Source organism: Vibrio hepatarius (genome assembly GCF_011806575.1).
Classification (GTDB): Bacteria; Pseudomonadota; Gammaproteobacteria; order Enterobacterales; family Vibrionaceae; genus Vibrio; species Vibrio hepatarius_A.
Genome location: NZ_JAATOO010000017.1, coordinates 15,194 through 40,351, shown reverse-complemented (window position 1 = coordinate 40,351; position 25,158 = coordinate 15,194). Strand labels below are relative to the sequence as shown.

Below are 25,158 nucleotides of genomic sequence, written 5' to 3'. Positions count from 1 at the left end.
TTGGTTCGCTACAAATGGGTGATTGGATGCCATCATAAGTTTTCAAGCTCAAAATGGCTCAAGTCACACAGTTATTAGCGAACGATGATTGCAAAAAACACATATTTCCATTATTTTGGAAATGTTAGTTTGTTTGGGAGTTTTTAATGGAACTGGAAGTTGTCGCGAAAGCACTAAAAGAATTAGGGCATCCGACTCGTTTGGCTATTTACAAGACCATCGTAAAAGCGGGCTACAAGGGAGTCGCGGTTGGCGCGATTCAAGAAAGACTTGATGTGCCGGGTTCCACATTGTCTCACCATATTTCCAGCTTGGCGTCGGCGGGGCTATTGAGTCAGCGCCGCGAAGGTCGAACCCTGTATTGTGTTGCCGAGTATCAATGCCTTGACGATGTGATCGGCTTTCTTAAAGCGGAATGCTGCACAGAAGAGGCTTGTCACGCTGACAACGTTTGTGCGTCGAAGCCGTCGCCAAAGTAATCCTCTTTGCGATTTGAAAACGACAAAAAAGCGATGGTGTGAGACCGTCGCTTTTTTTGTTTGTCTTGATAACGTGTTACACCTAACGGAATAGCCACGGGTAGAGCGGCGTTTTTTCTAAACCTTTGATCAGCAATAGCGTTAACAGCACGCTGCCAAACAATACCGTGAGGTCATGTCCAAGCCCAGTTAGGCCGTTAAAGCCAGCAAAGTTCATCATCAAAATGATTATAGGCAGGTGGGCAACATAGATCGCGAGTACATACTTCGATAGGGAAGTAATCCAACGGCCTGCACCGAGCTCAGGTTTTGCTAAGAGCCATAAGAAGATACCTGTGCCCCACAAGAAAGTGCCAAATAAGTAATCGTTGCTATTGAACGCTTGCCCATGACCGTTAAGAAGCAGTGCTTCGCCAAAGTGTAACAGCATGCCAACCCCTGCAAGCATTAACGCTTGTCGGCTGGTGGCTTTAATGTTGTCTTGACGGATAGTAAAGCCAATCGCAAATAACAAGGTACTAAAGAACGGTCCGTTACGGGTGAAGAACGGTGACCAGAAGTCAGTGACAACTTGGTAGCTGCCCGCTAGTACACCATAGACGTAAAGAACAAACGCAAGCGGTATCAATAGCTCAAGGCGTTTGGCTCTCGCTAAGCAAGCGGTGATTGTCGCTGCCAAGATTAGGGCTGGGATAAACCATAGGTGAACGAGCCCGCCTTCCAGCAGAGAGTTGAGTGGCGTTTGAGCTAGAAAGCTCCAGTATCCTTGACGCTCTGCTAAGTAACCGTGTTCGGCAAGCACCTGAAAGTTGAACGGCATCAGTAAACTGATGATGCTCCAAACCACAAACACTCTTAGCAAAGGTGAGCAGTAGCGACGCAACGCCACCATCGGCTCTGCAACCAGCTTTGGATGGATAAGATACCCTGAAATCAAGAAAAATAGCGGTACAGCAAATCGGGTCGATTGGTTGAAAATATACGCCACCCAAGGGGCTCCATCATATTGCCAGTAACTGACGAATAACTGGCAGTGCATAGCGAGGATCGCAAAAATCGCTACCACGCGGCCGAACTCAATACTTTGAATCTTTTTAGTTTGCATAACCGATATTCTTAAAAATCAAAAACGAAGCAAGATATATCAAACTTATTCACTGATAGGTTTGTCTCAGAGCCTAGGTTGCATATTAAAGACGCGTTGGTAGGAAGATTTGCGACTCACTTCACTCCGTTAAGATCTATGCGAGTGGACACCATGCTTATAGATATATGCAAAATAAAAGTTGAAAAAAAGAACGTTCGTGCTAAAACTAAATAAGTCTGTAAGAGAGAGTTGTATGAGTAAAGGCAGAGTCACCAAAGAAAATATCCTTAGTAAAGCGTTCGCATTGGCGAGTGAGAACGGTTTAGAAAGCCTGACTATCGGTGAGTTGGCAAAGCATTGTGGCATGTCAAAAAGCGGCTTGTTCGCGCACTTTAACTCGAAAGACAATCTTCAGGTCGCGGTATTGGAGTACGCCAATCAGGTGTTTGTCCAACGTGTGATCGCGCCTGCTCGCGAGCAGAGTGAACAGACAATAGAGAAAAAGATTCACACCCTTTTGGATAACTGGTTGGGTTGGAACCACTCGTTTCAAGGCAGTTGTATGTTTTTGGATGCGTGGAAAGAAGCGGGCGTTGAGCCAACGCCTACCCAACAGAAACTAAAGAAGACCATTGCAACCTGGATTGAGTATTTGCGTATTCAAATTGCCAAAGGGGTAGAAAGCCAAGAGTTTCGAGCCGATCTCGACCCGAAGCAGGCAACGTTTGAGTTGTATGGATTGTATCTGAGTGCGCACCTGTTTTACTCGATACACGGACAACAAGCGAGTTATGAGCACTTCTGGAATGGTGTTGAAAGGCTAGTCGTTAGCTGGAAGTGATAATCCAAGCTGAACCGTGTGTTCGGCTTATTGTTTAATTGAAAATAGCACGGTCGTTCGTTTTTTTGCGGGTGACATATAGGACAACTCCAATGAGTGAGAAGATCTACTTTAATACGTCGAAAAAGTTCAGCTTTAAGAAAAGCATGATCAACTTGAGTACCCGTTTGCACCACACGCTAACGCCGAAACACGCGGAGAAGACCGCGCGTAAGTTACTGCTCACACCAGCCCGAACTAAGCCTAAAAACGCAGAGCCGCAAGGGCTAGTCAAAGGTGAAGTGCTGTCGAAAGAAGGCATACTGAAAACCTATCGTTTGGGTAGCGGACCTGTTTGGGTTCTTACCCACGGCTGGTCAGGCAGCTCAAGCCAGTTTTATCCCTTGATGGAACATATCGCGAGCCAAGGATTTACCGCACTGGCGTACGACCATCCTGCACACGGTCAAAGTGAAGGCGTGTACGGGCATATTCCTGCGTTTGTGTTAGGCCTCGAAGCAGTGCTCGATAGCTTAGAGGAGGTGGCAGGGATTGTGGGTCATAGTATGGGCACGGTGTCGGCGATTGAATGTCATCACCAAAAGCTGGTGGATAAACCTATGCTGTTGATTGCGCCGGTGCTCGACTACCTCAACAACCTGTTTGGTAGTGTGGAGCGTTCAGGATACTCAATGCGCCTGTTTAACGCAGTCGTCGATAAGGTTCAGACGCAATACCGCTATCCGCTTCAGTCCATCGACCCAATTGGAAAACTGAAACAGCGCACGGCAGCGACGATTATTGTTCATGACGAAGGGGACAGATTTACGCCGTTCTCTATCTCTGAAAAAGTGGCGCAAGAGACGGATAATGTCAGCATAGTCGCCACCCAAGGACAAGGTCATGGACGAGTGATGAAATGCCAACAAGTAATGGACAGTTTTGATAGGTTGGTGACTAAGTAATCACTCCCCATATGGTTTAGTGTGCATTCTATTCACATTGTTAACATTCGTACGCATGAACTTGATATGCTTAACAAATTCGCAATGAAAAATTATTTCTCCAACAGGTTGTGTGGGATCATTTGCTATGCCACAAGGCCCTCTTAAGGAAATATAATAATGAATAGAAATGATAGTGTCCCTTTGCCCACTAATACCCGAGAATGGTTTCTAAACCGCAACAGTATGATCATCATCGCAGACATCTTTTTGTTTGCGTTGATGTATTTTACGCTTCCATTTGAGCCTCAAGTTGTCTTGGGACTCAGCATGTTGGTGTTTGTTGCGATTCTTTGGTTGACTGAAGCCCTGCATGTCACCGTTACCGCGATTTTAGTGCCGATCATGGCGGTGTTGTTTGGTGTATTTAATACGCAAACAGCGCTCAATAACTTCGCTAACTCGATCATCTTCCTCTTTCTTGGCGGTTTCGCACTGGCTGCGGCTATGCATCGCCAAGGACTCGACAAAGTCATCGCAGACAAGGTGCTGATTTTTGCCAAAGGCAAAATGAGTGTCGCGGTGTTTATGCTGTTCGGTGTGACCGCTGGTCTTTCAATGTGGATCAGTAATACCGCCACCACAGCGATGATGCTGCCGCTGGTACTGGGCGTACTCAGCAAAGTGAACTCAGAAAGTGGCCATAAGACTTACGTGTTTGTTCTGTTGGGTATCGCTTACAGCGCGAGTATCGGTGGTATTGCAACGGTAGTAGGTAGCCCACCAAACGCCATCGCTGCGGCAGAAGTGGGTTTGAGCTTTACCGAATGGATGAGCTTTGGCCTACCGACTGCGCTTATCATGATGCCACTGATGATTGCGATTCTTTACTTCGTACTTAAGCCTGATCTAAACGGCCAGTTTGAGCTTAATGCTGAGCCTGTTGATTGGGACAAAGGTAAAGTGGTTACACTGGCGATTTTCGCCGCGACCGTAATCTGCTGGATCTTTAGCAAGCCGATTAATGCCATGCTTGGCGGCTACGCGAAGTTCGATACGATTGTTGCGCTTTGTGCCATCGTAGCAGTGAGCTTTGCCCGTGTGGTGCATTGGAAAGACATTGAAAAGACCGCAGACTGGGGCGTATTGCTACTGTTTGGTGGTGGTATTTGTTTGAGTAACGTTTTGAAAGCAACCGGCACCAGTGTCTTCTTGGCGAACGAGCTAAGCGATATGATTTCTCACCTAGGATTCTTCTTTATCGTGGCGGTTATCGCCATCTTTGTGGTGTTCTTGACTGAATTTGCCAGCAACACAGCGAGTGCGGCGCTTTTGATTCCGGTATTCGCTACTGTTGCAGAAGCGTTCGGCATGTCGCCAGTAGTCTTGTCGGTGCTGATTGCAGTATCTGCATCTTGTGCGTTTATGTTGCCAGTGGCCACGCCGCCAAACGCGATCGTATTCGGTTCTGGTCATGTGAAACAGAGTGAGATGATGCGAGTGGGTATCATCCTGAACATCGTTTGTATCATCGCGCTAAGCTTTATTGCGATGACCTTCTGGATTTAATCCAACTGAGTAAACCAAAAGGGAGCCAATGGCTCCCTTTTTACATCGCTTAATTGCCGTTATTGCTCTTCACGGCTGCTTGCCCACGCGTACATCAACTCAAGCGCGATCGTCGCACCAGCCAGTGCAGTCACATCGCTGTGGTCGTACGGAGGTGAAACTTCTACTACGTCCATGCCAACAATGTTCACGCCCGCCAAACCACGCAAAATCTTCAGTACCTTGTCTGAGTTCAAACCACCGCAGACGGGGGTACCTGTACCCGGCGCAAAAGCGGGGTCAAGACAGTCGATATCAAACGTCACATACACCGGCTTGTTGCCGATGATGTCGCGGATACGAATGACGATCGACTCAGCGTCTAGGTCATTCGCTTCCATGGCGTTGATGACGTTAAAACCGTGATCTTCTTGCTCGTACTGGGTACGAATACCAATTTGAACCGAGTGTTTCGGCGAAATCAGCCCTTCATTCGGCGCATGATAAAACATCGTGCCGTGGTCGTAAGCGCTACCATTCGCGTAGGTATCGGTATGGGCGTCGAAGTGAATCAACGCCATTTCACCGTGGTGTTTCGCGTACGCGCGCAGGATTGGCAGGGTGATAAAGTGGTCACCACCGAGGGCCAACATCGTTTTGCCGCTTTTGATGATTTCGTTAGTCGCCGCTTCCAAGCGGTAAGTAAAGTCTTCTGCGTCACCACAATCAAAGACCAAATCACCGGCATCAATCACTTTCGCACGTTTAAATACGTTGAAATCCCAAGGGAATTTCTTACCTTCCCAGGCAAGGTTAACCGAAGCGCGACGAATCGCGTCTGGTCCCATACGTGCACCAGGGCGACCGGATGTCGCCATGTCGAGTGGCACACCCAGCACAACCAGATCCGCTTCGGTATCGACTGGATTGCGCACGTAAGGTAGGCGCATAAAACTCATCGAGTTTGAGTAAAGCGAATAATCGGTTTTACTAAATAAATCGTTCATTTAGAAATCCTCTAAATAGGTGTAGCCACTTAAGCCTTGCTCAAGTTCGTTGAGTACACTTTGCTGCTCAGCGTGGTTAACGCGCTCAGCAACCAATTCGCGGTAGTGGCTGCGAATATTGTCTACATCAATATGTACATAGCGCATCATGTCTTCGACACTGTCGCCTTCATCAATACGTTCGATAACCGGTTCGCCCTGCGCGTTAACGGTAATCACCGCGCTGTGCGTGTCACCAAACAGGTTGTGCATATCACCTAATATCTCTTGATACGCGCCAACCAGGAAAAAGCCCATTAAGTACGGCTTATCTTTGTTCCAAGCCGGTACGGGTAAGCTAGTTTCAATACCTTGGCCGTCAACATACTGCTCGATCGCACCGTCAGAGTCACAGGTGATGTCCAGCATAACCGCGCGGCGCTCTTCGACTTCATCCAGCCCTGACAATGGCAGTACAGGGAACACTTGGTCAATCCCCCAAGAGTCTGGTAGCGATTGGAACAGCGAGAAGTTAACAAAGAACTTATCCGCCAGTCTTTCGCTCAACTCGTCCAAAATAGGGCGGTGGAAGCGGTTTTTCGTGCTCATCTTGCGGCTTAGCTCGAAGTAAATTCTCAGAGAAAGCTGCTCTGCCCACGCGCGTTGCTGTAAGTTCAGCACGCCAGTGGCGAATTGAGAGTGCACTTCCGCCAAGTCGCTTTGGGTGTCGTTGTAGATCTCAATCAACGCACGTGCATCGCCGTCGTCTTGTAGGTTTTGCCAGTTGCGCCACATGTTTTGTAGCAGCATTGGGTCGTCAGATTCTGGCTCACTAACTTGTTCTGGGTAATACGCTTCGGTACCAATCACATTGGTGATCAACACCGCATGATGCGCCGTCAGAGAACGTCCCGATTCCGAGATAATCGTCGGCATCGGTTGCTGGTACTGCTTGCATACGTCACCCACAGTGTTGACGATATTACGCGCGTATTCAATCAGACCATAGTTCATCGAGTTCGATGACTGGCTTCGTGTACCGTCGTAGTCCACCGCCAAACCACCACCAATATCAAAGTATTGGATTTGTGCGCCCATTTCACGCAGCTCGCAGTAAAAACGTGCAGATTCGTTCACGCCGTTACGGATATCGCGGATGTTCGCCATTTGCGAGCCAAGGTGAAAGTGCACCAATTGCAACGCATCGAGCTGCTCTTCTTGCTTTAGGCGCTCAATGACAGTCAGTACCTGAGACGCCGCCAAGCCAAACTTAGACTTTTCACCGCCGCTTGATTGCCATTTGCCCGCGCCTTGTGACGCAAGACGAATACGGATACCCATACGTGGCTTCACGCCTAAGCTGCGTGCTTCTTTTAGCACCAAGTCCAGCTCAGAAAGCTTTTCTAAGACGATAAAGACCTTGTGGCCTAGCTTTTCACCGATCAACGCCAAGCGGATGTATTCGCGGTCTTTGTAGCCGTTACAAACGATCACCGAACTGGCTTTTTGTGCCAGCGCCAATACTGCTAACAATTCAGGTTTGCTACCCGCCTCTAGGCCGAGCTGTTTGGTCTCTAGCTGCGCTTGGCTGGCGAGTATCTCGTCGACCACTTCTTTTTGTTGGTTAACTTTGATTGGGTAAACCAACAGGTAGTTATTCTGATACTGATACTCGTCGATCGCTTGGTTAAACGCATGGCAGATACCGTGCACGCGCTGGTGCAAGATCTGAGGGAAGCGTACCAATACTGGTAGGTTAAGCTGGTGCTGTTCCAACTGGGTAACGATATGGCTTAAAGGAACTTGGTGATCCTGACCGAAAGCGGGCGATACATACACTTCGCCTTGGTTATCGATACCGTAGAAGCCTTGGCTCCAGTGTTGAACGTTGTAATCAGCGCGCACGCGATCGAGTTTGGAAGTTATTTCCACATCTAATCTCACAAAGAACAGAGAGAATAAAACATGAATCAGAAGGGCCTGAAATCATACCTGACACGGCGCTGAGGATGGGTTTATTAAGGCAACCGTGACGAGCGCATTAACGGACAAAACACGCCTTGAGTCTAACAAAATAGTTTTGTCTTATTGATTAACGTTACTCAGAATTCAGCGAGCAAAACGCGCTCGAATTTTGATCTAACGCACGCGGCGAAATGGCAAAACAATCTGTTGCTGCCGATACTTAAAGTGTAAAGGCAATGAGGATAGTACAGATGAAAAACGAACTCGATCCGGCCAAAGTGCTACAAGCTTATGAGAATGTGATGGCGAACGGGACACCAACCGAATTTGGCAGAATCTATGAGGGCGTAGAAGCCTTTTCAGATTATGACGGTTACAACGTGTATATGCGCGGCAATGGTGTGGAACTCAAAGTCGGTTTTCACAACACTTATCATCTTGAGTACGACCAAGAACACTTGCGTGATAGCTTTTTGAAAAAAGTCGCGATGTTAGCGAAGTAGATAAGGGGAAAGGAAAGTTCGCCGCATTGAGCTGTCGCTGCGTGGAGATAGTTTCGCTCGCTTGAGCTAGTAGCAGATAAAACAAAGCCCCTTTGCTTTTGCTCAGGGGCTCTGGAGAAAGATTAGTCTTCTTCCAATACCGCGTCTTCAGAGTAATCTTCAGATGCGTCAGGCTTGTTGCGGCCATTTAATGTATGGAAGCGTTTGCGTCCACGCGCTAACTGTGTGTACTTCAACCAAACTCGCTCGAGTTTTGTTTTAGCCTTACCTGGGTTTTCGATAACTTTTACGAAATGCTTCTCCTCAGAGTTCTCAGGAGAAATTTCACCCGATTCCAAGCCAGCCATAGTATCGCCATAAAGCATTAGAATTTCTTCTTCTGCAAGCGTAAAATCACCAGACTTAGCAAAACCTCGTGGAAATTTGCTGTTGTCGTAAAAACGTTTTTTGCCGTGACGGAATTGAGTGTCAGACATTTCAGTAGCCTCTATAAACCTACATTGATAATTACCCTGAACGGTACAAAGCGAAAATTAGGCGCAAATTTAATAAAAGAAAAACAAAACCTTTTTATCGTCTCAATTAAACATTTTTATGAAGCATAGGTAACAGTTTGTTTAAGAGATGGTCAGTAACGTTTCCTTATTTGTTACCCTTGGAAGATTGCACCTAGAGGAAAGTAGATGGACGTAAAAGTCTTCAGGACGTTTTTAGAACTCGCCAATGTGCGCCACTTTGGTCGTGCCGCTGAAAACCTGTATATCACCCAAGCCGCCGTCAGTGCGCGTATCAAACAGCTTGAAAGTTATTTTGATACCCAACTGTTTATCCGTGACAGAAACAACATCAAGTTGACGTCTGCGGGCGAACGTTTGATCGGCTACGCTGAGGTCATGGTGTCTACGTTACAGCAAGCCAAGTTGGAGCTCTCGCTTGAGAGTGGCAAAGCGTTGCAATTGACGCTCGGCGGGACGCCAAACGTATGGGATGCTTACCTACAAAACTGTTTGAGTTTGGTGACCGATGCGTTTGAAGGCTATGGCTTTATGGCCGAAATCCTTAGCCGTGAATCGTTAAATCGCAGCCTACAAGAACGCACCTTGGATATGGCATTCGCCTTTGACCCGATCAAAGCCGATGAACTTAATTGCAAGAAAGTCGCCGATGTGGTGCTGGTTCTGGTCTCAACGCACGAAAACGAGTTAGACCAAGTATTCGAGGATAAATACGTGTATGTGGATTGGGGCACCAAGTTTGCCTCTGAGCACGCAGAGCGTCATCCAAAAGTACCAGCGCCGTATCTGAGAACCTCTACCGCGCGTATCGCTTTAGACTTCATTCTTGAGAAGGGAGGAAGTGCTTACTTACCTGCCTCGTTGGTGGAACCGTTCCTTGCCAGTGGTCAACTTTACAAGGTCAAAGAGGTCGCCGATTGGTGTCGCCCAATCTACTTGAGTTACCGTAAAGCGAGCACCTCAATCGAAGCGATTAAGCAACTGGAAGAGTTAGTGAAAACCATCGACCCGGTAACGGCTTACAGCTTGCAGCAAATGGCAGACTTTCCGGTTGACGAGTAATTTGACTCAGCGATAAAACAAGAAAACCTCGGCATGCCGAGGTTTTTTATTGTGTGTGGTTTTATACCAGTTCAGCTAGCTGCGCGCGCGCTTGGTCACGCGCTGCGGCTGCTGATTCTTCACCCATGTTGAGAGCTTCAGCGTAAACAAACTCAACGTCTGTAATACCGATAAAGCCTAGCATTGTAGTTAGGTAGCTCTCGATAGAGTTACGTGGTGAGTCTTTGTGTAGACCGCCACGAGTTGTCACAATGATCGCTTTCTTGTTTTCAATCAGACCAATAGGTCCATTTTCTGTGTACGAGAAAGTCACACCTGCACGAGCAATTAAGTCAAACCAGTTTTTAAGCTGAGTGGGTACCATGAAGTTGTACATTGGTGCGCCGATGATCACTTGATCCGCCGATTTTAGCTCGTTGATCAACTGATTTGATAGATCTAACACCGCTTTAAGCTCGTCAGATAGATCATCTGCAGAGCCACGTAGGGCAGTTGCAACGTTCATATCCAGTACTGGCAGTGGGTTTGCCGCTAAATCACGCTCAATGATGCCGGTTTTGCCTTCAAGTACGTGGTCGATCAGTTGGCTTGATTGTGAGTGTTCGCCAAGAATGCTGGATTTTAGTACAAGTGTGTTCGTCATATATGTCTCTCTTACTGGATTAGGCGCTAGGTTGTAGACCTACCTGTTTCTGTTGAGATTGAGTTTATGACGAGATGGGGAGTGACTGAATCAGAAGAATTTGAGCAACGAATTCAAAAAATTTGAACATGGACTTGGGGAAACAGCCAGTTGAGCACTGACGAAGCTCAACTGGCATGAGATTTGGCTTAAAGACTCATTAAGCTCTCGATAGACTCTTCTATAGTTAAGTTATTGTAAGAAAGAGTATTTTTACCATCAGATGTCGCAATTGTAATGTTGTCGATATTGTTCACACCGTGCTCATCAATAATGCCAAGGGTTTGTTCAACATTATCAAATGTCATAGTGTGATTATTTTTAAGCACAATTGTGCAAGAGCACAGATTCATAGCCAACGTTCCTTTTTTATTATGCTGTATGAGGTTCCTAATGTAGATGAGTTTGGCTGATTAGCCAACTCAATTGAGTTCCGAAAATGGCTAGTATTTAGTGAACAGTGATTTAAACTCGAGGGTAAGTGAACGGATTAGCAGGAAATCCAACGTGGTCGATATTTCTCCATTTGCGCTGAAGCAATTCCAAAGTGCTAGGCAGGCGAGAGACGCTCGGTTTGACGGCCAGTTTTACATCGCGGTCAAGACGACGGGCATATTTTGTCGCCCGATTTGTCCGGCGAATTTGCCAAAAGAAGAGAACGTTGAATATTTCGTTGATAAAGCGCAGGCCCTGCAGGCAGGGTATCGTCCTTGTTTGCGCTGCCGCCCAGATAGCGCGCCCAGCTCTTGGGCTTGGAAAGGTGTCGAGACGACGTTTTTAAGAGCGTTAAAGCTCATTGAGCAAGGTGAGCTGCAACACGCAACTTTAGCCGAGTTGGCGGAACGAGTCGGCATCAGCGACCGCTATTTGCGCCAACTGTTTCAACACCATCTCGGTATGGCGCCGAAGCAATACGCGCTATACCACCAGTTGATGTTCGCTAAGCAACTACTCCACTCTAGCAGCATGTCGATTACTGAGGTCGCGTTTGCCAGCGGCTTCAATAGCGTGCGCCGATTTAACGATGCATTCAAACAGGTACTCAAATTGACCCCTAGCCAAGTTCGTAAAGACACCGAATCAGAACATGACATTAACCACATCGACTTAGCGTTTAAAGGGCCGCTCGATTGGCAACACATGTTGGACTTTTATCGCCTAAGGGCAATTGAAGGACTGGAGCTGGTGGACGAACTTAGCTATCAGCGCTCGTTCAAACTTGGTGACTGTAACGGTTGGTTTAAAATTTATCCTAGCAAAGCTGGCACGATGCGCGTCGAGTTTAAACTCGATGATACCCGTCAGCTCAAAGCACTGGTCAATCAGCTCAGACGAATGTTCGACTTGGACGCCGATGTGTTGCATATCGAGCAGCAATTGGGTGAAGTTGCGCCTGATCTGGTGAAACGCAGCGGGATTCGTATTCCCGGTGTCTGGAGTACTTGGGAAGCGGGTGTTCGGGCGATTTTAGGCCAGCAGGTGTCGATCAAAGCGGCGATCGGTCAATTGAATTTACTCGCGAGCACGCTGCAACCTGAAACGATTAGCCATTTTCCTACCCCGCAAGAAGTTGGCCAAGCAGATTTAAGTTTTTTACGTATGCCGCAAAGTCGCAAAGAGACATTAAGCTGCTTTGCCCAATTTATGACGCACACGCCCGATGCGTCGCCAGAGCAGTGGCTAGCGCTAAAAGGGATTGGTCCTTGGACGATTAACTATGCACGCCTGCGCGGTGCGTCTGAACCAAATTGTTTTCTTGATGGGGATCTCGTGGTGAAGAAAATGCTGCAACAATTCCCGTCAGTTAACACACAATCTGTCGCTCCTTGGGGGAGTTACGCCACTTTTCATTGTTGGAGCCACGCATGAACACTTGTTACACCACGATAGATACGCCGCTTGGCAAGATGACCATTCAAGCCAACGATGAGGGACTATTGGGCGCTTGGTTTGAAACTCAGACCACCCAACCGGAAGACTTAGGTCAATACGAGCGTAGCTTGCCGGCTTTGCTAGAGGCGGAGAAGCAACTAACAGAGTACTTTGGCGGACAAAGATGCGAGTTTTCGTTGCCGCTGGCTGCTAAAGGTACGCCGTTTCAGATGCAGGTTTGGCGAGCTCTCATGACGATTCCATACGGCGAGACATGGAGTTATCAAGACTTAGCTGACGCGATCGGTAATCCGAAAGCGGTGCGAGCGGTGGGGCTGGCGAACGGAAAAAATCCAATCTCTATTATCGTGCCGTGTCATCGCGTGATCGGCAAAAATGGCAAGCTTACCGGTTATGCGGGTGGCGTTGAGCGCAAAGAGAAATTACTCAAACTTGAGCAAAAAGGCTAACTGTTAGTAAGTGGTCACTTATTGGCTGTCGGATAAAAGTGAATGTGCTTATAAATCATTGAGGCAAAGCCACATCGCTTTGCCTCTTTGTTTATTGGTGCTTTTAATTGAACAAGTTTGCGTTAAGCATGAGGTGCACCAAGATACTGGCGACATAGCCCAAGGCGATCACCGGCATCCACTTCAAATGACCAAAGAAGGTGTATTTACCGTGAGCCGCTCCCATCAGTGCCACGCCTGCGGCTGAACCGATGGAAAGCAAACTACCCCCCACTCCCGCAGTTAAAGTCACTAATAGCCAGTTACCGATCGACATCATCGGCTCCATCGTCAGAACCGCAAACATCACGGGAATGTTATCGACAATCGCCGAGAGAATACCAACCATGATATTGGCCCACATTGGGTCCCACTGGGTGTACATCACCTCTGAGATTAATCCTAAGTAGCCGAGTAGGCTCAGGCCACCGACACACATCACCACGCCATAGAAAAACAGCAAGGTATCCCATTCGGCGTGTGAAACTCGTCTGAATACGTCAAATGGCACCACCGAGCCTAAACGTTTCAAGGCGAAGTCATCTCGGTTGGCAATGGCGAGCGCGGCTTTTTTATGTAGCGACGCTTTAAGGGTTTTACGCAGGAAGTAGCCAAAGAATTGCAGGTATGCCAAGCCCATCATCATGCCGATCACGGGTGGGAAGTGCAGCACAGCATGGAACGCGACCGCGGTGGCAATGGTTAAAATAAACAGCGCGACAATTCGGCGCGCGCCACGTTTAAGCTCTACGTGCTGGTGGACGACATTTGGCTTCATATTCGGCACAAATAGCGACATCACCAACGCAGGAACAAGGTAGTTGACCACGGAAGGCAAGAACAGCGGCTGGAACTCTGAGAATGACACATGGCCCGCTTGCCACACCATTAGGGTGGTAATATCACCAAACGGGCTAAATGCGCCGCCCGCATTGGCGGCTATCACGATATTGATACAAGCGAGATTGATGAACTTTTGGTTGTCACCAGCGACTTTCATGATCACCGCACACATCAATAACGCGGTTGTTAAGTTATCGGCGATTGGCGAAATAAAAAACGCGAGAATACCGGTAAGCCAGAACAGGGCACGGAAGTTAAATCCTTTGCTGACCATCCACGCTTGCAGTGCATCAAACAGTCTTCGCTCTTCCATCGCGCTGATGTAGGTCATCGCGACCAGCAAAAACAGCAGTAGCTCCGCATACTCAAGTAAGTTGTACTCCAAAGCTTCTTTGGCGATCTCAATCTGCCCATGCTGGGTGTAGACATAACCGATCATCGCCCAGATCAAACCCGCAGCGAGCAGAACAGGCTTGGATTTTCTGAGCTTTAAGTATTCCTCAAGCATGACCAATGTATAGGCCGCGCCAAAGATGAGCAGTGACGCATAACCAACAGTAGATTGAGTTAACGGAATCGTTTCATGTGTGGTATTGGCGGCTAACGTTGAGAAAGGGAGCAATAAAAGAGTAACGAAAACAGACCACTGCAATTTCATGCGTCAATCCTTTAGTTCTAGTTATGATGAAATCATTCTAGTCAGGATTCACAGTCTGATATGTGAGATAGGTTTGATATGGTCGATTTTGCGCCCATTTTTACTGGAAAATTATGGTGTTATGAACTCATTGGCATTGCAATATAAATTCATCTTGTTGGATAAAAATTCCGTATATATCCAAGATCACAAAATATGATAATGATTGATTGCTTATTGATAGTTGAGATAACTAATTGATGCGGATCATCCTGAGGAGATATTAATTACTTCAGAATCCTATGTGTCCTGTTCCACATAACAATACATAGGTGACATATGTCCGATTCTAGTCAAAAAGCGCGCAAAGTAACGTGGGGTTGCTATGTTGCGCTGGCTTTCGCTGTCGTATTTTTCTCTGGCTTAATGAAGTCTAGCGAATGGTACGGTGTGTTAGATTTTACTACCCTAAACGGCTCGTTCGGTAAAGTTGCGTACGACGTGAAAGAAACCGCAGAAGGTGTTGAAGCGGCGACGACGTCATTGCGCGGCAAAGGCGGTAGCGGTGCGCGTGACGGTTTCCTTTTTGCTTTGACGCTTATTCCAACCGTGATGTTTGCCCTTGGCGTGATCAACGTACTTGAGCACTACGGTGCGCTAGACGCAGCACGCAAGCTTCTTACTCCTCTACTACGTCCACTGATGGGCATTCCTGGCAGCTCTGGCCTTGCGCTGATTGCATCACTGCAAAGTACTGACGCAGGGGCGGCGATGACACGCCAACTAAAGGATGAAGGTCGTCTAACCAAACGCGAAACGGACGTCTTTACCATGTTCCAATTTACCGCTGGCGCAACCATCGTGAACTTTTTCTCTTCTGGCGCGGTACTGTTTACTTTGACAATGGCTGATGGTTCATTAGCGGTCACTTCTTCGATTGGTCTCGCTGTGGCGATTATGTTCGTGTTCAAGTTTGTGGGCGCTAACTTATTCCGCATCTACCTAAACATCACAGAAGGTAAAGAAGACAAATCAGCAAAACCAGCGCAGCAGCTAAAAGAGGAGACCGCACAATGAGCGACGTACAAGCGAAAAAACCTATGGTGACTGACATTTTCGTCGAAGGCGCGAAAAAAGGTTGGACGATTGCCACGACTTCGACGCTACCTAACGTTCTGATGGCGTTTGTGATCATCAAAGCGCTGCAAATTACGGGTGCGCTGGATCTGATGGGTTCGGTGTTTTCTCCTGTGATGGCGATTTTCGGTTTGCCGGGTGAAGCGGCGGCGGTATTGATCGGCGCATGGATGTCGATGGGCGGCGCTGTCGGTGTGGTGATCACGCTGTTTGACCAAGGCATTCTAAACGGCGCGCACATTGCGATTCTTGCCCCGGCTATCTACCTAATGGGCTCTCAAGTGCAGTACATGGGACGCATCATGGGGCCAATCGGCACCGAAGGTCGCTACATTCCAGTGATGATTGCTATCTCTGTAATCAACGCATTTGGCGCAATGTGGGTAATGAACTTATTCGTTTAAGGATAAATTATGAATTTCTGTTTGAATGAGTACCTTGATGAACTGCGCCCACTGATTGACGTCGATTGCGGGACTTACACACTTGAGGGGATCGAATCTATTGCCGCTCAGTTCGAAGCGAAATTTGCCCAACTTACGGGGTGGCAGGTCACGCGCATCGACTGCGGCAAAGCGGGTGTTGGTCTTGAGATCCGCAACCAACCGCACAGCGAACAGATCGATGTGATGCTGATTGGCCACATGGACACGGTTTTCCCTGTCGGGACAGCGGCGCAACGTCCAATGTCGACAGACGAAGATAAAGCGTACGGTCCGGGTGTATCGGACATGAAATCAGGGTTGCTGAACATCGTTTATGCCATGCGCAACCTCGACCAAACGGTATTGGATAAGCTATCGATTTGTATTTGCATGAATCCCGATGAAGAAACGGGTTCACTTCACTCGGTGGATTGGATTCAGTCGGTGGCGAAACAGGCGAAAACCGTGCTGGTGGCTGAAGCTGCTCGTGCCGATGGTGGCTTGGTGAAAGCGCGTAAAGGTATGGCTCGCTACAAACTGACCTTTAACGGCGTCGCCGCCCATGCGGGTAATGAACCGGAAAAAGGCCGCAGTGCGATCACTGAAATGGCGAACTGGATTTTGGCGATCAACTCGATGACCAATTTTGAGTCTGGTACCACGCTTAACGTTGGCATTGTATCCGGTGGTGCGGGTGCGAATATTGTCCCTGAGCACGCACAAGCGATTGTTGACGTGCGCTTCTGGAACAACGCGGAATACGATGCGATTGATACCAAGATCAAAGCCAAAGCGCAGAAACCATTCGGTGAAGGCGTGACTGTCCAGGTTGAGCGCGAAGCGTATAAACCCTCCATGGTGCCGAGTGAAGAGACTCAAGCACTCATGACGCTGGTACAAACTGCGGCGGATGAGCTGGCGATCGACATCAATTGGAAAGAAGTGGGCGGGGGCTCTGATGCCAATAACACCGCGATTCTCGGTGTGCCGACTCTGGACGGATTAGGACCAATCGGTGCCGGCTTTCATAGCGACCAAGAATATTTGCTCCTGGCGTCTATCGAACCAAGGATCAAGCTGTTGATGAGAGTGCTGGAAAAGCTTGCTCAATAAACTCCATCCCCGGCGTAGGTCGGGGATATTTTTACTACAATATTGATATTAATTCTTCTTTGTATTTGTGGTGTTGTCTGTTCAATAACTCAGCAGACACTTCACTATGACAGCAAGCACCAAGACAGCAATACGCTCAGCTAACGGGCTTGGCCGAATAAAAAAGCCCCAGCACAATGTCTGGGGCTTTGTATGTTATCAGTGTCAGTTCACTATGCGTTAGATTGCTTTAAGTGGACTTCTTCTTCTTTCACGCCTGCCATTGGATCATTGAAACGTTCTTCGTTCAATGCGCCTTCTGACTTCGCGACAATCACAGTTACAGCACTGTCACCAGTAATGTTAACCGCAGTACGAATCATATCGAGCAGACGGTCAACACCCATGATCAGAGCAATACCTTCAAGCGGTAGGCCTACTTGGTTCAGTACCATCGCCAGCATCACAAGACCAACGCCCGGAACACCCGCAGTACCGATAGAAGCCAGTGTCGCGGTCAGGATCACCATCATGTAATCGCCCATGGTCAGATCGATATTGAACGCCTGAGCAATAAACGCCGTTGCCACACCCTGCATGATCGCCGTACCGTCCATGTTGACGGTCGCGCCTAGAGGAACAGTAAATGAAGAGATGCGGTTTTCCACACCCATACGGTTTTTCGCCGTTTCCATTGTGACTGGAATGGTCGCATTTGACGATGCTGTAGAAAATGCGAACATGATGGCATCTTCCATTTTCTTCAGGAAGGTGATTGGGCTAAGGCCAGTAAAGCCTTTCAACATCACGCTGTAAGTCACCAAACCATGAAGAACAAGGGTCCCAGCCAGAACTAAGAAGTATTCTGCGAGGTTAACGATTGCGCCTAAGCCTAAACCACTGAATAGTTTCGCCATTAGGAAGAACACACCGTAAGGTGCTAGGTGCATCAGAATCGCGACTAACTTCATGATCACTTCGTTAAGATCAGAGAAGAAAGAAGCAATGCGCTCGCCCGGTTTACCCGCTGCACTGATTGCAACACCGAACAGTACCGCAAACACGATAATCTGCAGCGTTTTACCTTCGGCCATCGCACTGATTGGGTTGGTCGGGAACATATTGATGACCACCTGACCCAGAGACGGTGCATCCGCTGATTTAAACGAGCTTGCTGCTGTTAAGTCTGCACCCGCGCCCGGTTGGAAAAGGTTACCCATGGTCAGTGCCAGAGTAATCGCGATTGCGGTGGTCGTAATGTAAAACGCGAGCGTTTTACCCCCCATACGACCCAAAGTAGACAAGTCTTTCAGCGAGCTAGTACCACAAACTAGGGAAACAAAAACCAGTGGGACCACAAGCATCTTCAAGCTGGCAACAAAGATCTTACCACCAACTTCAAATAGTCCATTAACGATGTACGTGTCGACAAATCCGTTGTCGGCAAAAAGGGATTGAATTGCAAATCCTGTCAAGATACCCACTACCATACCGATGATAACGCGGCTGGTGAGTGACATAGGCTTCTTGGTATTCATAGTGAACACTCCTTATAGTTATGCACCTTGAGTTCACTTCAAGGTGCTCAGGAGGTTATCAGGCTCTGTAATTAATAAAAAAGCAAAAAACCTAATTGGATTTTTAAATGTGACATCTATCACTATGAAATTGTGTTAATTAACGAATTTTTAACTAGTATAGTTAATGGTTGCATCTAATTGTTCTATTTTTTAACACATAGGGTTCTGTCCTTTAAATAATGACAACTTCTTATTACGTGAGAAAACATCTGCATATCGCCGATTGATAAGTTATGTAATGCATATCTAATCGGCGGATATGCACTACATTTTTGCGGTGACGCAAATCGATACAAATAATATTGTTTCTTATGTCTCATTGCTGGCGGACAAATTTGCCCATACCTAAGCTGTTCTGCTTAAATTCTGCTCAGTCACTGTGATTGAGGGAAACAGGGGAACTGCAATGCTAAAAACGACGACTTCAGTTGTAGAAGGAAAGCCCGTCGAAGATTACCTAGGGGTGGTAGTTGGAGAGGCGATTCTGGGCGCGAACATCTTTAAAGATATGTTTGGTGCGATTCGCGATGTGGTTGGCGGCCGTTCGGGGGCGTACGAGCGAGAGATGGGTAATGCCAGACAAATCGCGTTTGCTGAAATGGAAGAACAGGCCCGCTCTCTTGGCGCGGACGGTATTGTTGGCATTGATATCGATTACGAAGTGATTGGTAGTGGCGGCAGCATGATGATGGTGAGTGTCAGTGGTACTGCAGTTAAATTTAAGGTCTAATAGCCGCCTCATCAGAATTAAGGAATTAGTGAATGAAAATTTGGGTTGATGCTGACGCGTGTCCGGTGGTGATTCGAGACATCTTGTTTCGTGCTTCTGAACGTACCGGTGTAGAAGTGACGCTAGTAGCGAATCAGTTTATTCGAACTCCAGCATCACTCAAAGTGACGATGTTGCAAGTGCAGCAAGGCTTTGACGTCGCAGACAATGAGATCGTTCAGCGCTGTGAAGTAGGCGATATGGTGATCACCAGTGATATTCCACTGGCAGATGAAGTGATCAGCAAAGGTGCCCATGCGCTTAGCTCACGCGGCGAACTCTTCACTAAAGAGAATATAAAATCGCGTCTTAATATCCGCGACTTTATGGACACCATGCGCAGTAGCGGCATTCAAACGGGTGGACCCGCACCACTCAGCCAGTCTGACCGACAACAGTTCGCTAATAATCTGGATAAGTGGCTCGTGCAGTGGCAACGCGCCAATTAAGCGACTTTGTCAGTGTTAAACACGCTGACGATCTGATGCTTATCCAGTTACCTATCTAGTTACTTTCTGCAATCGCAATAATACGTTTAATAAGCTCGTCGGGTTTCATATTTGGATTGCGGTAAAAACGGAAGATTTCCGAGTTTATCGCTTGCTGGGCAACCGGATTGACCGCCATCGAATCAATCATACTTGGCACAGCAAGGTGGTGTTTAATGCCGTAGTGAAAGTCCTGATAAGACTGGATCTGACACGGATTAAAGTCACTGATGTCGATATCGGTGCGCACCGGTATCGACCCTTTAACGCGATTGAACTTAGTTTGAAACTCGACATCTGCCAACGCGCTTGCGATTTGCTGAGCCGCCTCGGCAGAAAACGACTTACTCGACATAAACACCAAGCTGTCCATGTTGTAAAGAAACACACCATCGCTGTCAGGCGTTGGGTAACAGCCGATGTCTTGCGGAACCGAGACTTGATTGGCGAGCAGTTCACCCAAAATCCAATCACCGCCAATTTGAAATAGTGCTTGGCCGTCGGCTAGTGCTTGGGTCGCCGTATCCCACTTGCTGTCGGGTAATTGGTTGTCGATCAACAAGCTCAGGCGGCGAAATTGCGTCAGCGCTTGACGCAGAGTGTCGCTGTCGATGCTGTCTCGCTCAAGTTTAACCATCGCATTGGTGTAAAACTCAACACCACCAGTGGAAATCACTAAATTCTCAAATAGTTGTGCGACTTGCCATGGCTGCTCACCGACCGCGATCGGCACGATGTCATTTTGCTTGGCGAGCTCCATCGCAGCGAACATCTCTTGCCAGTTTTTCGGTGCAGATAAGTTCAGTTGTTTAAGCAGCTTGTGGTTGACCCACAGCCAGTTCAAACGGTGCAGCGTCAACGGCAGGGCAATATAACCGTTTTGCGTTTTGTTGATTTCGATAGATAGCGGATAGAGTACCTCGTCCCAGCGCTGCTCATCGGCAACCGCGTTGACGTTGTGCAAAATACCGATGGCATCCCACGCCTTAATACTTGGTCCCTCGATTTGCGCGAAGCTGGGAGGATTGCCCGCCAGTGCGCGAGCTTGCAGTACCGTCATGGCGCTGTCGCCACCGCCGCCGAGCACCGGGCTTTGCAGTAGCTCAATGTCGTGTTGTTTTAGCTGCTCTTTAAGTGTTTGCAGTGCTTGTCGCTCGCCGTCAGAAGTCCACCAATGTAAAAACTCTACTTCTTGTGGCGGTTCAGCGTGAGCAATGCAAGGAGCAAGCAGTAGTGGGAACAAGAATGCCAGTTTGTTCATAGTCAGTCTCTCGGGAAAGTCAGTGTGGCGCAGAGGCCGCCAAACTGAGAATGGCCAAGCGACAAACTGCCGCCGTGAGCCTTTGCAATGCTCTGTGAAATGGTTAAACCCAACCCAGTGCCTTCTTTATCGTTGCTAGCGCGAAAGTAAGGTTGGCAGAGCTTTTCTAGTAACAGGTCGTCAACGCCATTGCCGTGGTCTTCAATCTGAATCTGGATCGATTCCGAGTTTTCACTCAGTGTAATGTCTGCCTGATGGCCATATTTGAGTGCGTTATCGAGCAGATTCTGAATGCAGCGCTTAATCGCCAATGGTTTACCGGCAAAATGGGTGCGGATTTCACCGTGGATACGAATCGTGTCCGGCGCATCGGCGATGTTGGAGGAGATGTGCTGGATCAGTTGAGTAAAGTTGATCGATTCGATTTCCTCGTGGATATCGGTCTCTTTAATGCATTGCAATGCACCTTTGACCATCAAATCTAGGTCGTTACTCAGTCGAGTAAAACGCTCTCGGTCGATGTCGTTGTCCAACATTTCCGCTCGCAGTTTCAAACAGGCAATCGGAGTTTTAAGGTCATGCGAAATCGCGCTGAATAGCATCTCGCGGTCTTTAATGTGGCTGTCGATGCGCCTATTCATTTTGTTAAACGCGCGTACCGCTGCTTTCAGTTCGTTACTGCCTCGCTCAGACACTTCGGGTACGTCTAAGCGGCTCGACATCAGCGTCGCGGCTTTCGCTAGTTCGCGAACTGGCTGAATTTCTTTTCGGACGATAAACCAGGTACACAGCAACAGTAGCAGCGCGGACAATAATAGCGTCAGCCATTGGCGCAGCTCAAAATAGTTGGTTTCTAGGTTGATGTAAGGCGCGGGCAGGACTGCTGCGAGATAGAACCACTCGTTTTGTGCCACTTCGACCTGCATCACCAGAATAGGTGGATTGAGGTCGCCAAACGATAGTGAGTAATGCGCCCACAGTAGCGGCAATTCGTCGATAGGTAGCTCGTTGTTGAATACCTTGAGTTTGTCGCGCTGGGTGAACTCTACCTCGATGTTAGGAATGCCGCTCAGCTCGCTTTCCAATACCTCGCGAACTTGGTTGATAACTAGGGTTTTGCGTTCGCTTTCCGGTAGCGGGTCGACATCAATCTGGTGATTGTTGAGTGAGACGAAAAAGCGTGTGCCGCCCATGTTGCGTAGTTGATTGAGCACCAAGTGGCGATATTCAGAAGGCAGGGTTTGAAAGAAGGCGATGGTGGAAGAGGCGCTTAGCGCGAGGCTTTTGACCGTGGTGCTGAGGCCTTCTTTGTCTCGCTCGCTGGCGTGTTGATACCAGATAATCCCCGACAAAACCTGCGCCAGAATGATCACCAACAGTAAGAAAAGGCTGGTGCGAACCACCAGTGACCCCGTCCAACGTTTAATTCTCATAATGCACGTCCGTGGTCAGCATGTAGCCTTTGTTGCGTACGGTGAGGATCAGTGAGCGGTCTTTATCTTCAAGGTGATGACGCAAGCGGCTTATTTGCACGTCAATGCCGCGTTCAAACGGGTCGGCATCGCGTCCCCAAATCTCGCGCGCAATATCATCGCGCGACAATATCGATTGCGCATGGTTGACGAACAAGCCGAGCAGTGACAAGTCGGCACCACTGAGTTGTTTGACCTCACGGCTGGCAGTGTGGGTCAACTGGCGGGTTACGGTATCTAGCAACCAATCGTCAAAACGCACTTTACGCGTCAGTTTAGTACTGGCTGTTGACTGGCTGCGTCTGAGAATGGTTTTGATGCGCGCGAGTAGTTCACGCGGGCTGAATGACTTGGTGATGTAGTCGTCAGCACCCATTTCTAGCCCGGCGACTCGATCGGCTTCTTCGGTGACGGCGGTCAGCATGATGATCGGGATGTCGGAGTTTTTGCGCAATTTCTGGCACAGGGTAAAGCCGTCTTCACCGGGCATCATAATATCGAGGATGATTAAATCAGGATGGTGATCGTTGAGCAGTCGCCACATCACGCCGCCGTTTTCTGCACAAAGCACTTCAAACCCAGCTCGACCAAGGTAATCCGACAACGCTTCGCGAAGGTCGAGGTTGTCATCGACGACCAGTATCTGCTTGTTTTCCATCCTTATCTCCCTGTGCCCATCCCTGTGCTTGCCGCTGGTCAATATGATGCATTCTTAAGCGCATGTGCACAATCGAGCTGATTACAATTTTCACTTATTTGGTGTGAGAGATTTGTAAGCGGCCACTTACAAACTGATTGCCTTTTGTAACCTTAAGCGCCGCCTTGCTCGCTATGATCATCCTGACCTTACGTGAAACACCATGACCTGAAGGAATCAGGTCCTACAACACTGGCGTTCGTCAGGAGGAAACCATGTTTGCAAGTATATTTGGACAACTACAAAAAATAGGGCGGTCGTTGATGCTGCCTGTGGCGGTGTTACCTGTGGCCGGCTTGATGCTGGGTATTGGTAACGCTGGTTTTGCGTTTATCCCAGACGCGGTCAACAAAGTGATGCTCGCCGCCGGCGAGGGCGTGTTTGGCAACATGCAGTTGATGTTTGCGGTCGGTGTGGCGCTCGGCTTATCAAAAGGTAATGACGGTGCGGCTGCGCTCGCGGGCTTAGTTGGCTTAATCATCATGAACGCATCGCTCGGTATCGTGACTGGCCTACGCGGCTTGGAAACCGACGCGACCATCATGGGCGTTGAGACCCTGCAGACTGGTGTGTTTGGCGGCATCTTTATCGGTGCGGTTGCGGCGATCATGTACAACCGCTTCTATAACATCAAACTGCCGGAGTACTTGGGTTTCTTCGCGGGTAAACGATTTGTGCCAATCGTCACCGGTTTATCAGCGATCGTTGTTGGCGCGATTCTCGCGTTTGCATGGCCACCTGTCGGACAACTTCTTGATGCATTCTCTCATTGGGCAGCGTACCAAAACCCTGTACTCGCTTGGGCGGTTTATGGCGCGGGTGAACGTTCTTTACTTCCTGTAGGTTTGCACCACATCTGGAATGCACCGTTCTTCTTTGAAGTCGGTAACTACGTTGACCCAGAAACAGGCAAAGAGTTTACTGGTGAGCTCACTCGCTTCTTCGCGGGCGATAAAACCGCGGGTTATCTGTCTGGTGGCTTTATGTACTCAATGTGGGCTCTACCAGCAGCGGCATTGGCGATTTACCACTGTGCGTCTCCTGAGCGCAAGAAAATCGTCGGCGGTTTGATGATGTCAGCGGCGTTGACTTCTTGGTTAACCGGTATTACCGAGCCCATCGAATTTACCTTCTTATTCGTCGCGCCGGTGCTGTACGTGATCCATATTTTCCTAACGGGTATTGCGTTTGCGATCACCGCATTTTTGGAAATCAAACACAGTACTGACTTCGCTCATGGCGCGATCCAGTTCTTCCTGTACTACCCGATGTCGAGCAACGCATGGCTGTTCATCATCATCGGTCCAATTTGGGCGACGCTGTACTACGGCTTGTTCCGTTTCCTCATCGTGAAATTGGATTTGAAAACGCCGGGTCGAGAAACCGATATTGCAGAAGTAAAGATTGCCGGACAACCTGATGAAATTGCGGTAGATGTGGTTGCGGCATTGGGCGGTAAAGCCAACATCAAGTCGGTCGATGCGTGTATCACCCGTCTGCGCGTCTCGGTGAAAGATATTGCTCACGTTGATGTTGCCAAGCTGAAAGCGCTCGGCGCGCGAGATGTATTGGTGATTGGCGACAGTTTACAAGCGATTTTTGGTACGCAGTCTGACTCGATCAAGTCAGAAGTGCACAGCGTTCTCGCCACCTCCTGATCTTACCTCCCCCAAATATAGGTAAGATTTGCCAACCTCCTAGTGAGGTTGGCTTTTTCGTTTTATGGCCATCTTCGCAGATGCTAAAAAATAAAAAAGGCCAGTAGCGTTCACTACTGGCCAAAGG

Annotated in this window: 25 protein-coding genes; 14 read left to right on the top strand and 11 right to left on the bottom strand. The window is 48.4% G+C overall.

Annotated elements, in window-relative coordinates; translation table 11 throughout:
- The first annotated feature begins 146 nt into the window (after positions 1-146).
- Positions 147-479, top strand: a complete 333-nt coding sequence (locus HCZ42_RS14180) for an ArsR/SmtB family transcription factor (protein WP_167421307.1) — start codon at positions 147-149, stop codon at positions 477-479.
- Positions 480-561: 82 nt separating this feature from the next.
- Here HCZ42_RS14180 and HCZ42_RS14175 read toward each other — a convergent pair whose 3' ends face one another.
- A complete protein-coding gene (locus HCZ42_RS14175; protein WP_167421306.1) occupies positions 562-1,584 on the bottom strand; it encodes an acyltransferase in 1,023 nt (340 codons plus the stop codon).
- Between the two features lie 235 nt (positions 1,585-1,819).
- Between HCZ42_RS14175 and HCZ42_RS14170 the strand changes: the two genes are divergently transcribed.
- The 3 genes from HCZ42_RS14170 (at position 1,820) to HCZ42_RS14160 (ending at position 4,899) form a co-directional block, all read left to right on the top strand.
- Positions 1,820-2,407, top strand: coding sequence for a TetR/AcrR family transcriptional regulator (locus tag HCZ42_RS14170; RefSeq protein WP_167421305.1), 588 nt, complete (start codon positions 1,820-1,822; stop codon positions 2,405-2,407).
- A 92-nt stretch (positions 2,408-2,499) separates the two neighbouring features.
- Positions 2,500-3,351 carry an alpha/beta fold hydrolase gene (locus HCZ42_RS14165; protein WP_167421304.1) on the top strand — a complete coding sequence of 284 codons (852 nt, stop codon included), beginning with the start codon at positions 2,500-2,502 and terminating at the stop codon, positions 3,349-3,351.
- Positions 3,352-3,510: 159 nt separating this feature from the next.
- Positions 3,511-4,899, top strand: coding sequence for an SLC13 family permease (locus tag HCZ42_RS14160; protein ID WP_167421303.1), 1,389 nt, complete (start codon positions 3,511-3,513; stop codon positions 4,897-4,899).
- 59 nt (positions 4,900-4,958) lie between these two features.
- Here the strand turns inward: HCZ42_RS14160 and speB are convergent, their stop codons facing one another.
- Together speB and speA are read right to left on the bottom strand one after the other, a co-directional pair.
- Positions 4,959-5,885 carry an agmatinase gene (speB, locus tag HCZ42_RS14155; protein ID WP_167421302.1) on the bottom strand — a complete coding sequence of 309 codons (927 nt, stop codon included), beginning with the start codon at positions 5,883-5,885 and terminating at the stop codon, positions 4,959-4,961.
- The gene (gene speA, locus HCZ42_RS14150; RefSeq protein ID WP_368484193.1) at positions 5,886-7,808 is read right to left on the bottom strand and encodes a biosynthetic arginine decarboxylase; all 1,923 of its coding nucleotides are present in this window, start codon (positions 7,806-7,808) and stop codon (positions 5,886-5,888) included.
- Positions 7,809-8,080: 272 nt separating this feature from the next.
- Between speA and HCZ42_RS14145 the strand changes: the two genes are divergently transcribed.
- Complete coding sequence (locus tag HCZ42_RS14145) at positions 8,081-8,332, top strand: DUF3081 domain-containing protein (protein WP_167421300.1); 252 nt, start codon at positions 8,081-8,083, stop codon at positions 8,330-8,332.
- Between the two features lie 122 nt (positions 8,333-8,454).
- On the opposite strand, the gene HCZ42_RS14140 is transcribed toward HCZ42_RS14145, so the two are convergent.
- Positions 8,455-8,808 (bottom strand): DUF413 domain-containing protein, encoded by a 354-nt coding sequence (locus tag HCZ42_RS14140; RefSeq protein ID WP_167421299.1) that lies wholly within the window; start codon positions 8,806-8,808, stop codon positions 8,455-8,457.
- Positions 8,809-9,015: 207 nt separating this feature from the next.
- On the opposite strand from HCZ42_RS14140, the gene HCZ42_RS14135 reads away from it, so the two are divergent.
- Positions 9,016-9,909 carry a LysR family transcriptional regulator gene (locus HCZ42_RS14135; RefSeq protein WP_167421298.1) on the top strand — a complete coding sequence of 298 codons (894 nt, stop codon included), beginning with the start codon at positions 9,016-9,018 and terminating at the stop codon, positions 9,907-9,909.
- Between the two features lie 61 nt (positions 9,910-9,970).
- Here HCZ42_RS14135 and HCZ42_RS14130 read toward each other — a convergent pair whose 3' ends face one another.
- Entirely contained in the window at positions 9,971-10,552 is a 582-nt protein-coding gene (locus HCZ42_RS14130; RefSeq protein WP_167421297.1) for an FMN-dependent NADH-azoreductase, read from the bottom strand.
- A 188-nt stretch (positions 10,553-10,740) separates the two neighbouring features.
- Complete coding sequence (locus tag HCZ42_RS14125; protein WP_167421296.1) at positions 10,741-10,944, bottom strand: hypothetical protein; 204 nt, start codon at positions 10,942-10,944, stop codon at positions 10,741-10,743.
- 154 nt (positions 10,945-11,098) lie between these two features.
- Here HCZ42_RS14125 and HCZ42_RS14120 point away from each other — a divergent pair, with 154 nt between their 5' ends.
- Together HCZ42_RS14120 and HCZ42_RS14115 are read left to right on the top strand one after the other, a co-directional pair.
- The gene (locus tag HCZ42_RS14120) at positions 11,099-12,460 is read left to right on the top strand and encodes a DNA-3-methyladenine glycosylase 2 family protein (protein ID WP_167421295.1); all 1,362 of its coding nucleotides are present in this window, start codon (positions 11,099-11,101) and stop codon (positions 12,458-12,460) included.
- Positions 12,457-12,933, top strand: a complete 477-nt coding sequence (locus HCZ42_RS14115; RefSeq protein WP_167421294.1) for a methylated-DNA--[protein]-cysteine S-methyltransferase — start codon at positions 12,457-12,459, stop codon at positions 12,931-12,933. The genes HCZ42_RS14120 and HCZ42_RS14115 overlap by 4 nt, the downstream gene beginning before the upstream one ends.
- Positions 12,934-13,036: 103 nt before the next feature.
- Here the strand turns inward: HCZ42_RS14115 and nhaD are convergent, their stop codons facing one another.
- The gene (gene nhaD / locus HCZ42_RS14110; protein WP_167421293.1) at positions 13,037-14,473 is read right to left on the bottom strand and encodes a sodium:proton antiporter NhaD; all 1,437 of its coding nucleotides are present in this window, start codon (positions 14,471-14,473) and stop codon (positions 13,037-13,039) included.
- A gap of 318 nt (positions 14,474-14,791) precedes the next feature.
- On the opposite strand from nhaD, the gene HCZ42_RS14105 reads away from it, so the two are divergent.
- The 3 genes from HCZ42_RS14105 to HCZ42_RS14095 are packed head-to-tail and all read left to right on the top strand — an operon-like array spanning position 14,792 to position 17,127.
- Positions 14,792-15,529: a nucleoside recognition domain-containing protein gene (locus HCZ42_RS14105; protein WP_167421292.1), complete on the top strand. Its 738-nt coding sequence runs from the start codon at positions 14,792-14,794 to the stop codon at positions 15,527-15,529.
- Positions 15,526-15,993, top strand: coding sequence for a YjiG family protein (locus HCZ42_RS14100; protein ID WP_167421291.1), 468 nt, complete (start codon positions 15,526-15,528; stop codon positions 15,991-15,993). The genes HCZ42_RS14105 and HCZ42_RS14100 overlap by 4 nt, the downstream gene beginning before the upstream one ends.
- A gap of 9 nt (positions 15,994-16,002) precedes the next feature.
- On the top strand, positions 16,003-17,127 hold the full coding sequence (locus HCZ42_RS14095; protein ID WP_167421290.1) for a M20 family metallopeptidase: 1,125 nt from the start codon (positions 16,003-16,005) through the stop codon (positions 17,125-17,127).
- A 212-nt stretch (positions 17,128-17,339) separates the two neighbouring features.
- On the opposite strand, the gene HCZ42_RS14090 is transcribed toward HCZ42_RS14095, so the two are convergent.
- A complete protein-coding gene (locus tag HCZ42_RS14090; RefSeq protein WP_167421289.1) occupies positions 17,340-18,644 on the bottom strand; it encodes a dicarboxylate/amino acid:cation symporter in 1,305 nt (434 codons plus the stop codon).
- 448 nt (positions 18,645-19,092) lie between these two features.
- On the opposite strand from HCZ42_RS14090, the gene HCZ42_RS14085 reads away from it, so the two are divergent.
- Positions 19,093-19,416 (top strand): heavy metal-binding domain-containing protein, encoded by a 324-nt coding sequence (locus HCZ42_RS14085; protein ID WP_053409347.1) that lies wholly within the window; start codon positions 19,093-19,095, stop codon positions 19,414-19,416.
- Positions 19,417-19,448: 32 nt separating this feature from the next.
- Entirely contained in the window at positions 19,449-19,904 is a 456-nt protein-coding gene (locus tag HCZ42_RS14080; RefSeq protein ID WP_167421288.1) for a YaiI/YqxD family protein, read from the top strand.
- A gap of 55 nt (positions 19,905-19,959) precedes the next feature.
- Here HCZ42_RS14080 and HCZ42_RS14075 read toward each other — a convergent pair whose 3' ends face one another.
- The 3 genes from HCZ42_RS14075 to HCZ42_RS14065 are packed head-to-tail and all read right to left on the bottom strand — an operon-like array spanning position 19,960 to position 23,334.
- Positions 19,960-21,204, bottom strand: a complete 1,245-nt coding sequence (locus HCZ42_RS14075) for an ABC transporter substrate-binding protein (RefSeq protein ID WP_167421287.1) — start codon at positions 21,202-21,204, stop codon at positions 19,960-19,962.
- A 2-nt stretch (positions 21,205-21,206) separates the two neighbouring features.
- Entirely contained in the window at positions 21,207-22,637 is a 1,431-nt protein-coding gene (locus HCZ42_RS14070; RefSeq protein WP_167421286.1) for an ATP-binding protein, read from the bottom strand.
- On the bottom strand, positions 22,627-23,334 hold the full coding sequence (locus HCZ42_RS14065; protein WP_167421285.1) for a response regulator: 708 nt from the start codon (positions 23,332-23,334) through the stop codon (positions 22,627-22,629). Before HCZ42_RS14065 ends, HCZ42_RS14070 begins: the two co-directional genes overlap by 11 nt.
- Before the next feature lie 254 nt (positions 23,335-23,588).
- Between HCZ42_RS14065 and ptsG the strand changes: the two genes are divergently transcribed.
- The gene (ptsG, locus tag HCZ42_RS14060; RefSeq protein WP_079855635.1) at positions 23,589-25,031 is read left to right on the top strand and encodes a glucose-specific PTS transporter subunit IIBC; all 1,443 of its coding nucleotides are present in this window, start codon (positions 23,589-23,591) and stop codon (positions 25,029-25,031) included.
- Positions 25,032-25,158: the final 127 nt, after the last annotated feature.

Excerpts from the sequence above, each read along its gene's own strand:
- HCZ42_RS14070 (WP_167421286.1), bottom strand. The coding sequence starts at position 22,637 with ATGAGAATTAAACGTTGGACGGGGTCACTGGTGGTTCGCACCAGCCTT.
- HCZ42_RS14115 (WP_167421294.1), top strand. The coding sequence starts at position 12,457 with ATGAACACTTGTTACACCACGATAGATACGCCGCTTGGCAAGATGACC.
- HCZ42_RS14180 (WP_167421307.1), top strand. The coding sequence starts at position 147 with ATGGAACTGGAAGTTGTCGCGAAAGCACTAAAAGAATTAGGGCATCCG.
- HCZ42_RS14145 (WP_167421300.1), top strand. The coding sequence starts at position 8,081 with ATGAAAAACGAACTCGATCCGGCCAAAGTGCTACAAGCTTATGAGAAT.
- HCZ42_RS14135 (WP_167421298.1), top strand. The coding sequence starts at position 9,016 with ATGGACGTAAAAGTCTTCAGGACGTTTTTAGAACTCGCCAATGTGCGC.
- HCZ42_RS14105 (WP_167421292.1), top strand. The coding sequence starts at position 14,792 with ATGTCCGATTCTAGTCAAAAAGCGCGCAAAGTAACGTGGGGTTGCTAT.
- HCZ42_RS14160 (WP_167421303.1), top strand. The coding sequence starts at position 3,511 with ATGAATAGAAATGATAGTGTCCCTTTGCCCACTAATACCCGAGAATGG.
- HCZ42_RS14085 (WP_053409347.1), top strand. The coding sequence starts at position 19,093 with ATGCTAAAAACGACGACTTCAGTTGTAGAAGGAAAGCCCGTCGAAGAT.
- HCZ42_RS14125 (WP_167421296.1), bottom strand. The coding sequence starts at position 10,944 with ATGAATCTGTGCTCTTGCACAATTGTGCTTAAAAATAATCACACTATG.
- HCZ42_RS14095 (WP_167421290.1), top strand. The coding sequence starts at position 16,003 with ATGAATTTCTGTTTGAATGAGTACCTTGATGAACTGCGCCCACTGATT.
- HCZ42_RS14065 (WP_167421285.1), bottom strand. The coding sequence starts at position 23,334 with ATGGAAAACAAGCAGATACTGGTCGTCGATGACAACCTCGACCTTCGC.
- HCZ42_RS14170 (WP_167421305.1), top strand. The coding sequence starts at position 1,820 with ATGAGTAAAGGCAGAGTCACCAAAGAAAATATCCTTAGTAAAGCGTTC.
- HCZ42_RS14090 (WP_167421289.1), bottom strand. The coding sequence starts at position 18,644 with ATGAATACCAAGAAGCCTATGTCACTCACCAGCCGCGTTATCATCGGT.
- nhaD (WP_167421293.1), bottom strand. The coding sequence starts at position 14,473 with ATGAAATTGCAGTGGTCTGTTTTCGTTACTCTTTTATTGCTCCCTTTC.
- speB (WP_167421302.1), bottom strand. The coding sequence starts at position 5,885 with ATGAACGATTTATTTAGTAAAACCGATTATTCGCTTTACTCAAACTCG.
- HCZ42_RS14140 (WP_167421299.1), bottom strand. The coding sequence starts at position 8,808 with ATGTCTGACACTCAATTCCGTCACGGCAAAAAACGTTTTTACGACAAC.
- HCZ42_RS14175 (WP_167421306.1), bottom strand. The coding sequence starts at position 1,584 with ATGCAAACTAAAAAGATTCAAAGTATTGAGTTCGGCCGCGTGGTAGCG.
- HCZ42_RS14100 (WP_167421291.1), top strand. The coding sequence starts at position 15,526 with ATGAGCGACGTACAAGCGAAAAAACCTATGGTGACTGACATTTTCGTC.
- HCZ42_RS14130 (WP_167421297.1), bottom strand. The coding sequence starts at position 10,552 with ATGACGAACACACTTGTACTAAAATCCAGCATTCTTGGCGAACACTCA.
- HCZ42_RS14075 (WP_167421287.1), bottom strand. The coding sequence starts at position 21,204 with ATGAACAAACTGGCATTCTTGTTCCCACTACTGCTTGCTCCTTGCATT.
- HCZ42_RS14165 (WP_167421304.1), top strand. The coding sequence starts at position 2,500 with ATGAGTGAGAAGATCTACTTTAATACGTCGAAAAAGTTCAGCTTTAAG.
- HCZ42_RS14080 (WP_167421288.1), top strand. The coding sequence starts at position 19,449 with ATGAAAATTTGGGTTGATGCTGACGCGTGTCCGGTGGTGATTCGAGAC.
- ptsG (WP_079855635.1), top strand. The coding sequence starts at position 23,589 with ATGTTTGCAAGTATATTTGGACAACTACAAAAAATAGGGCGGTCGTTG.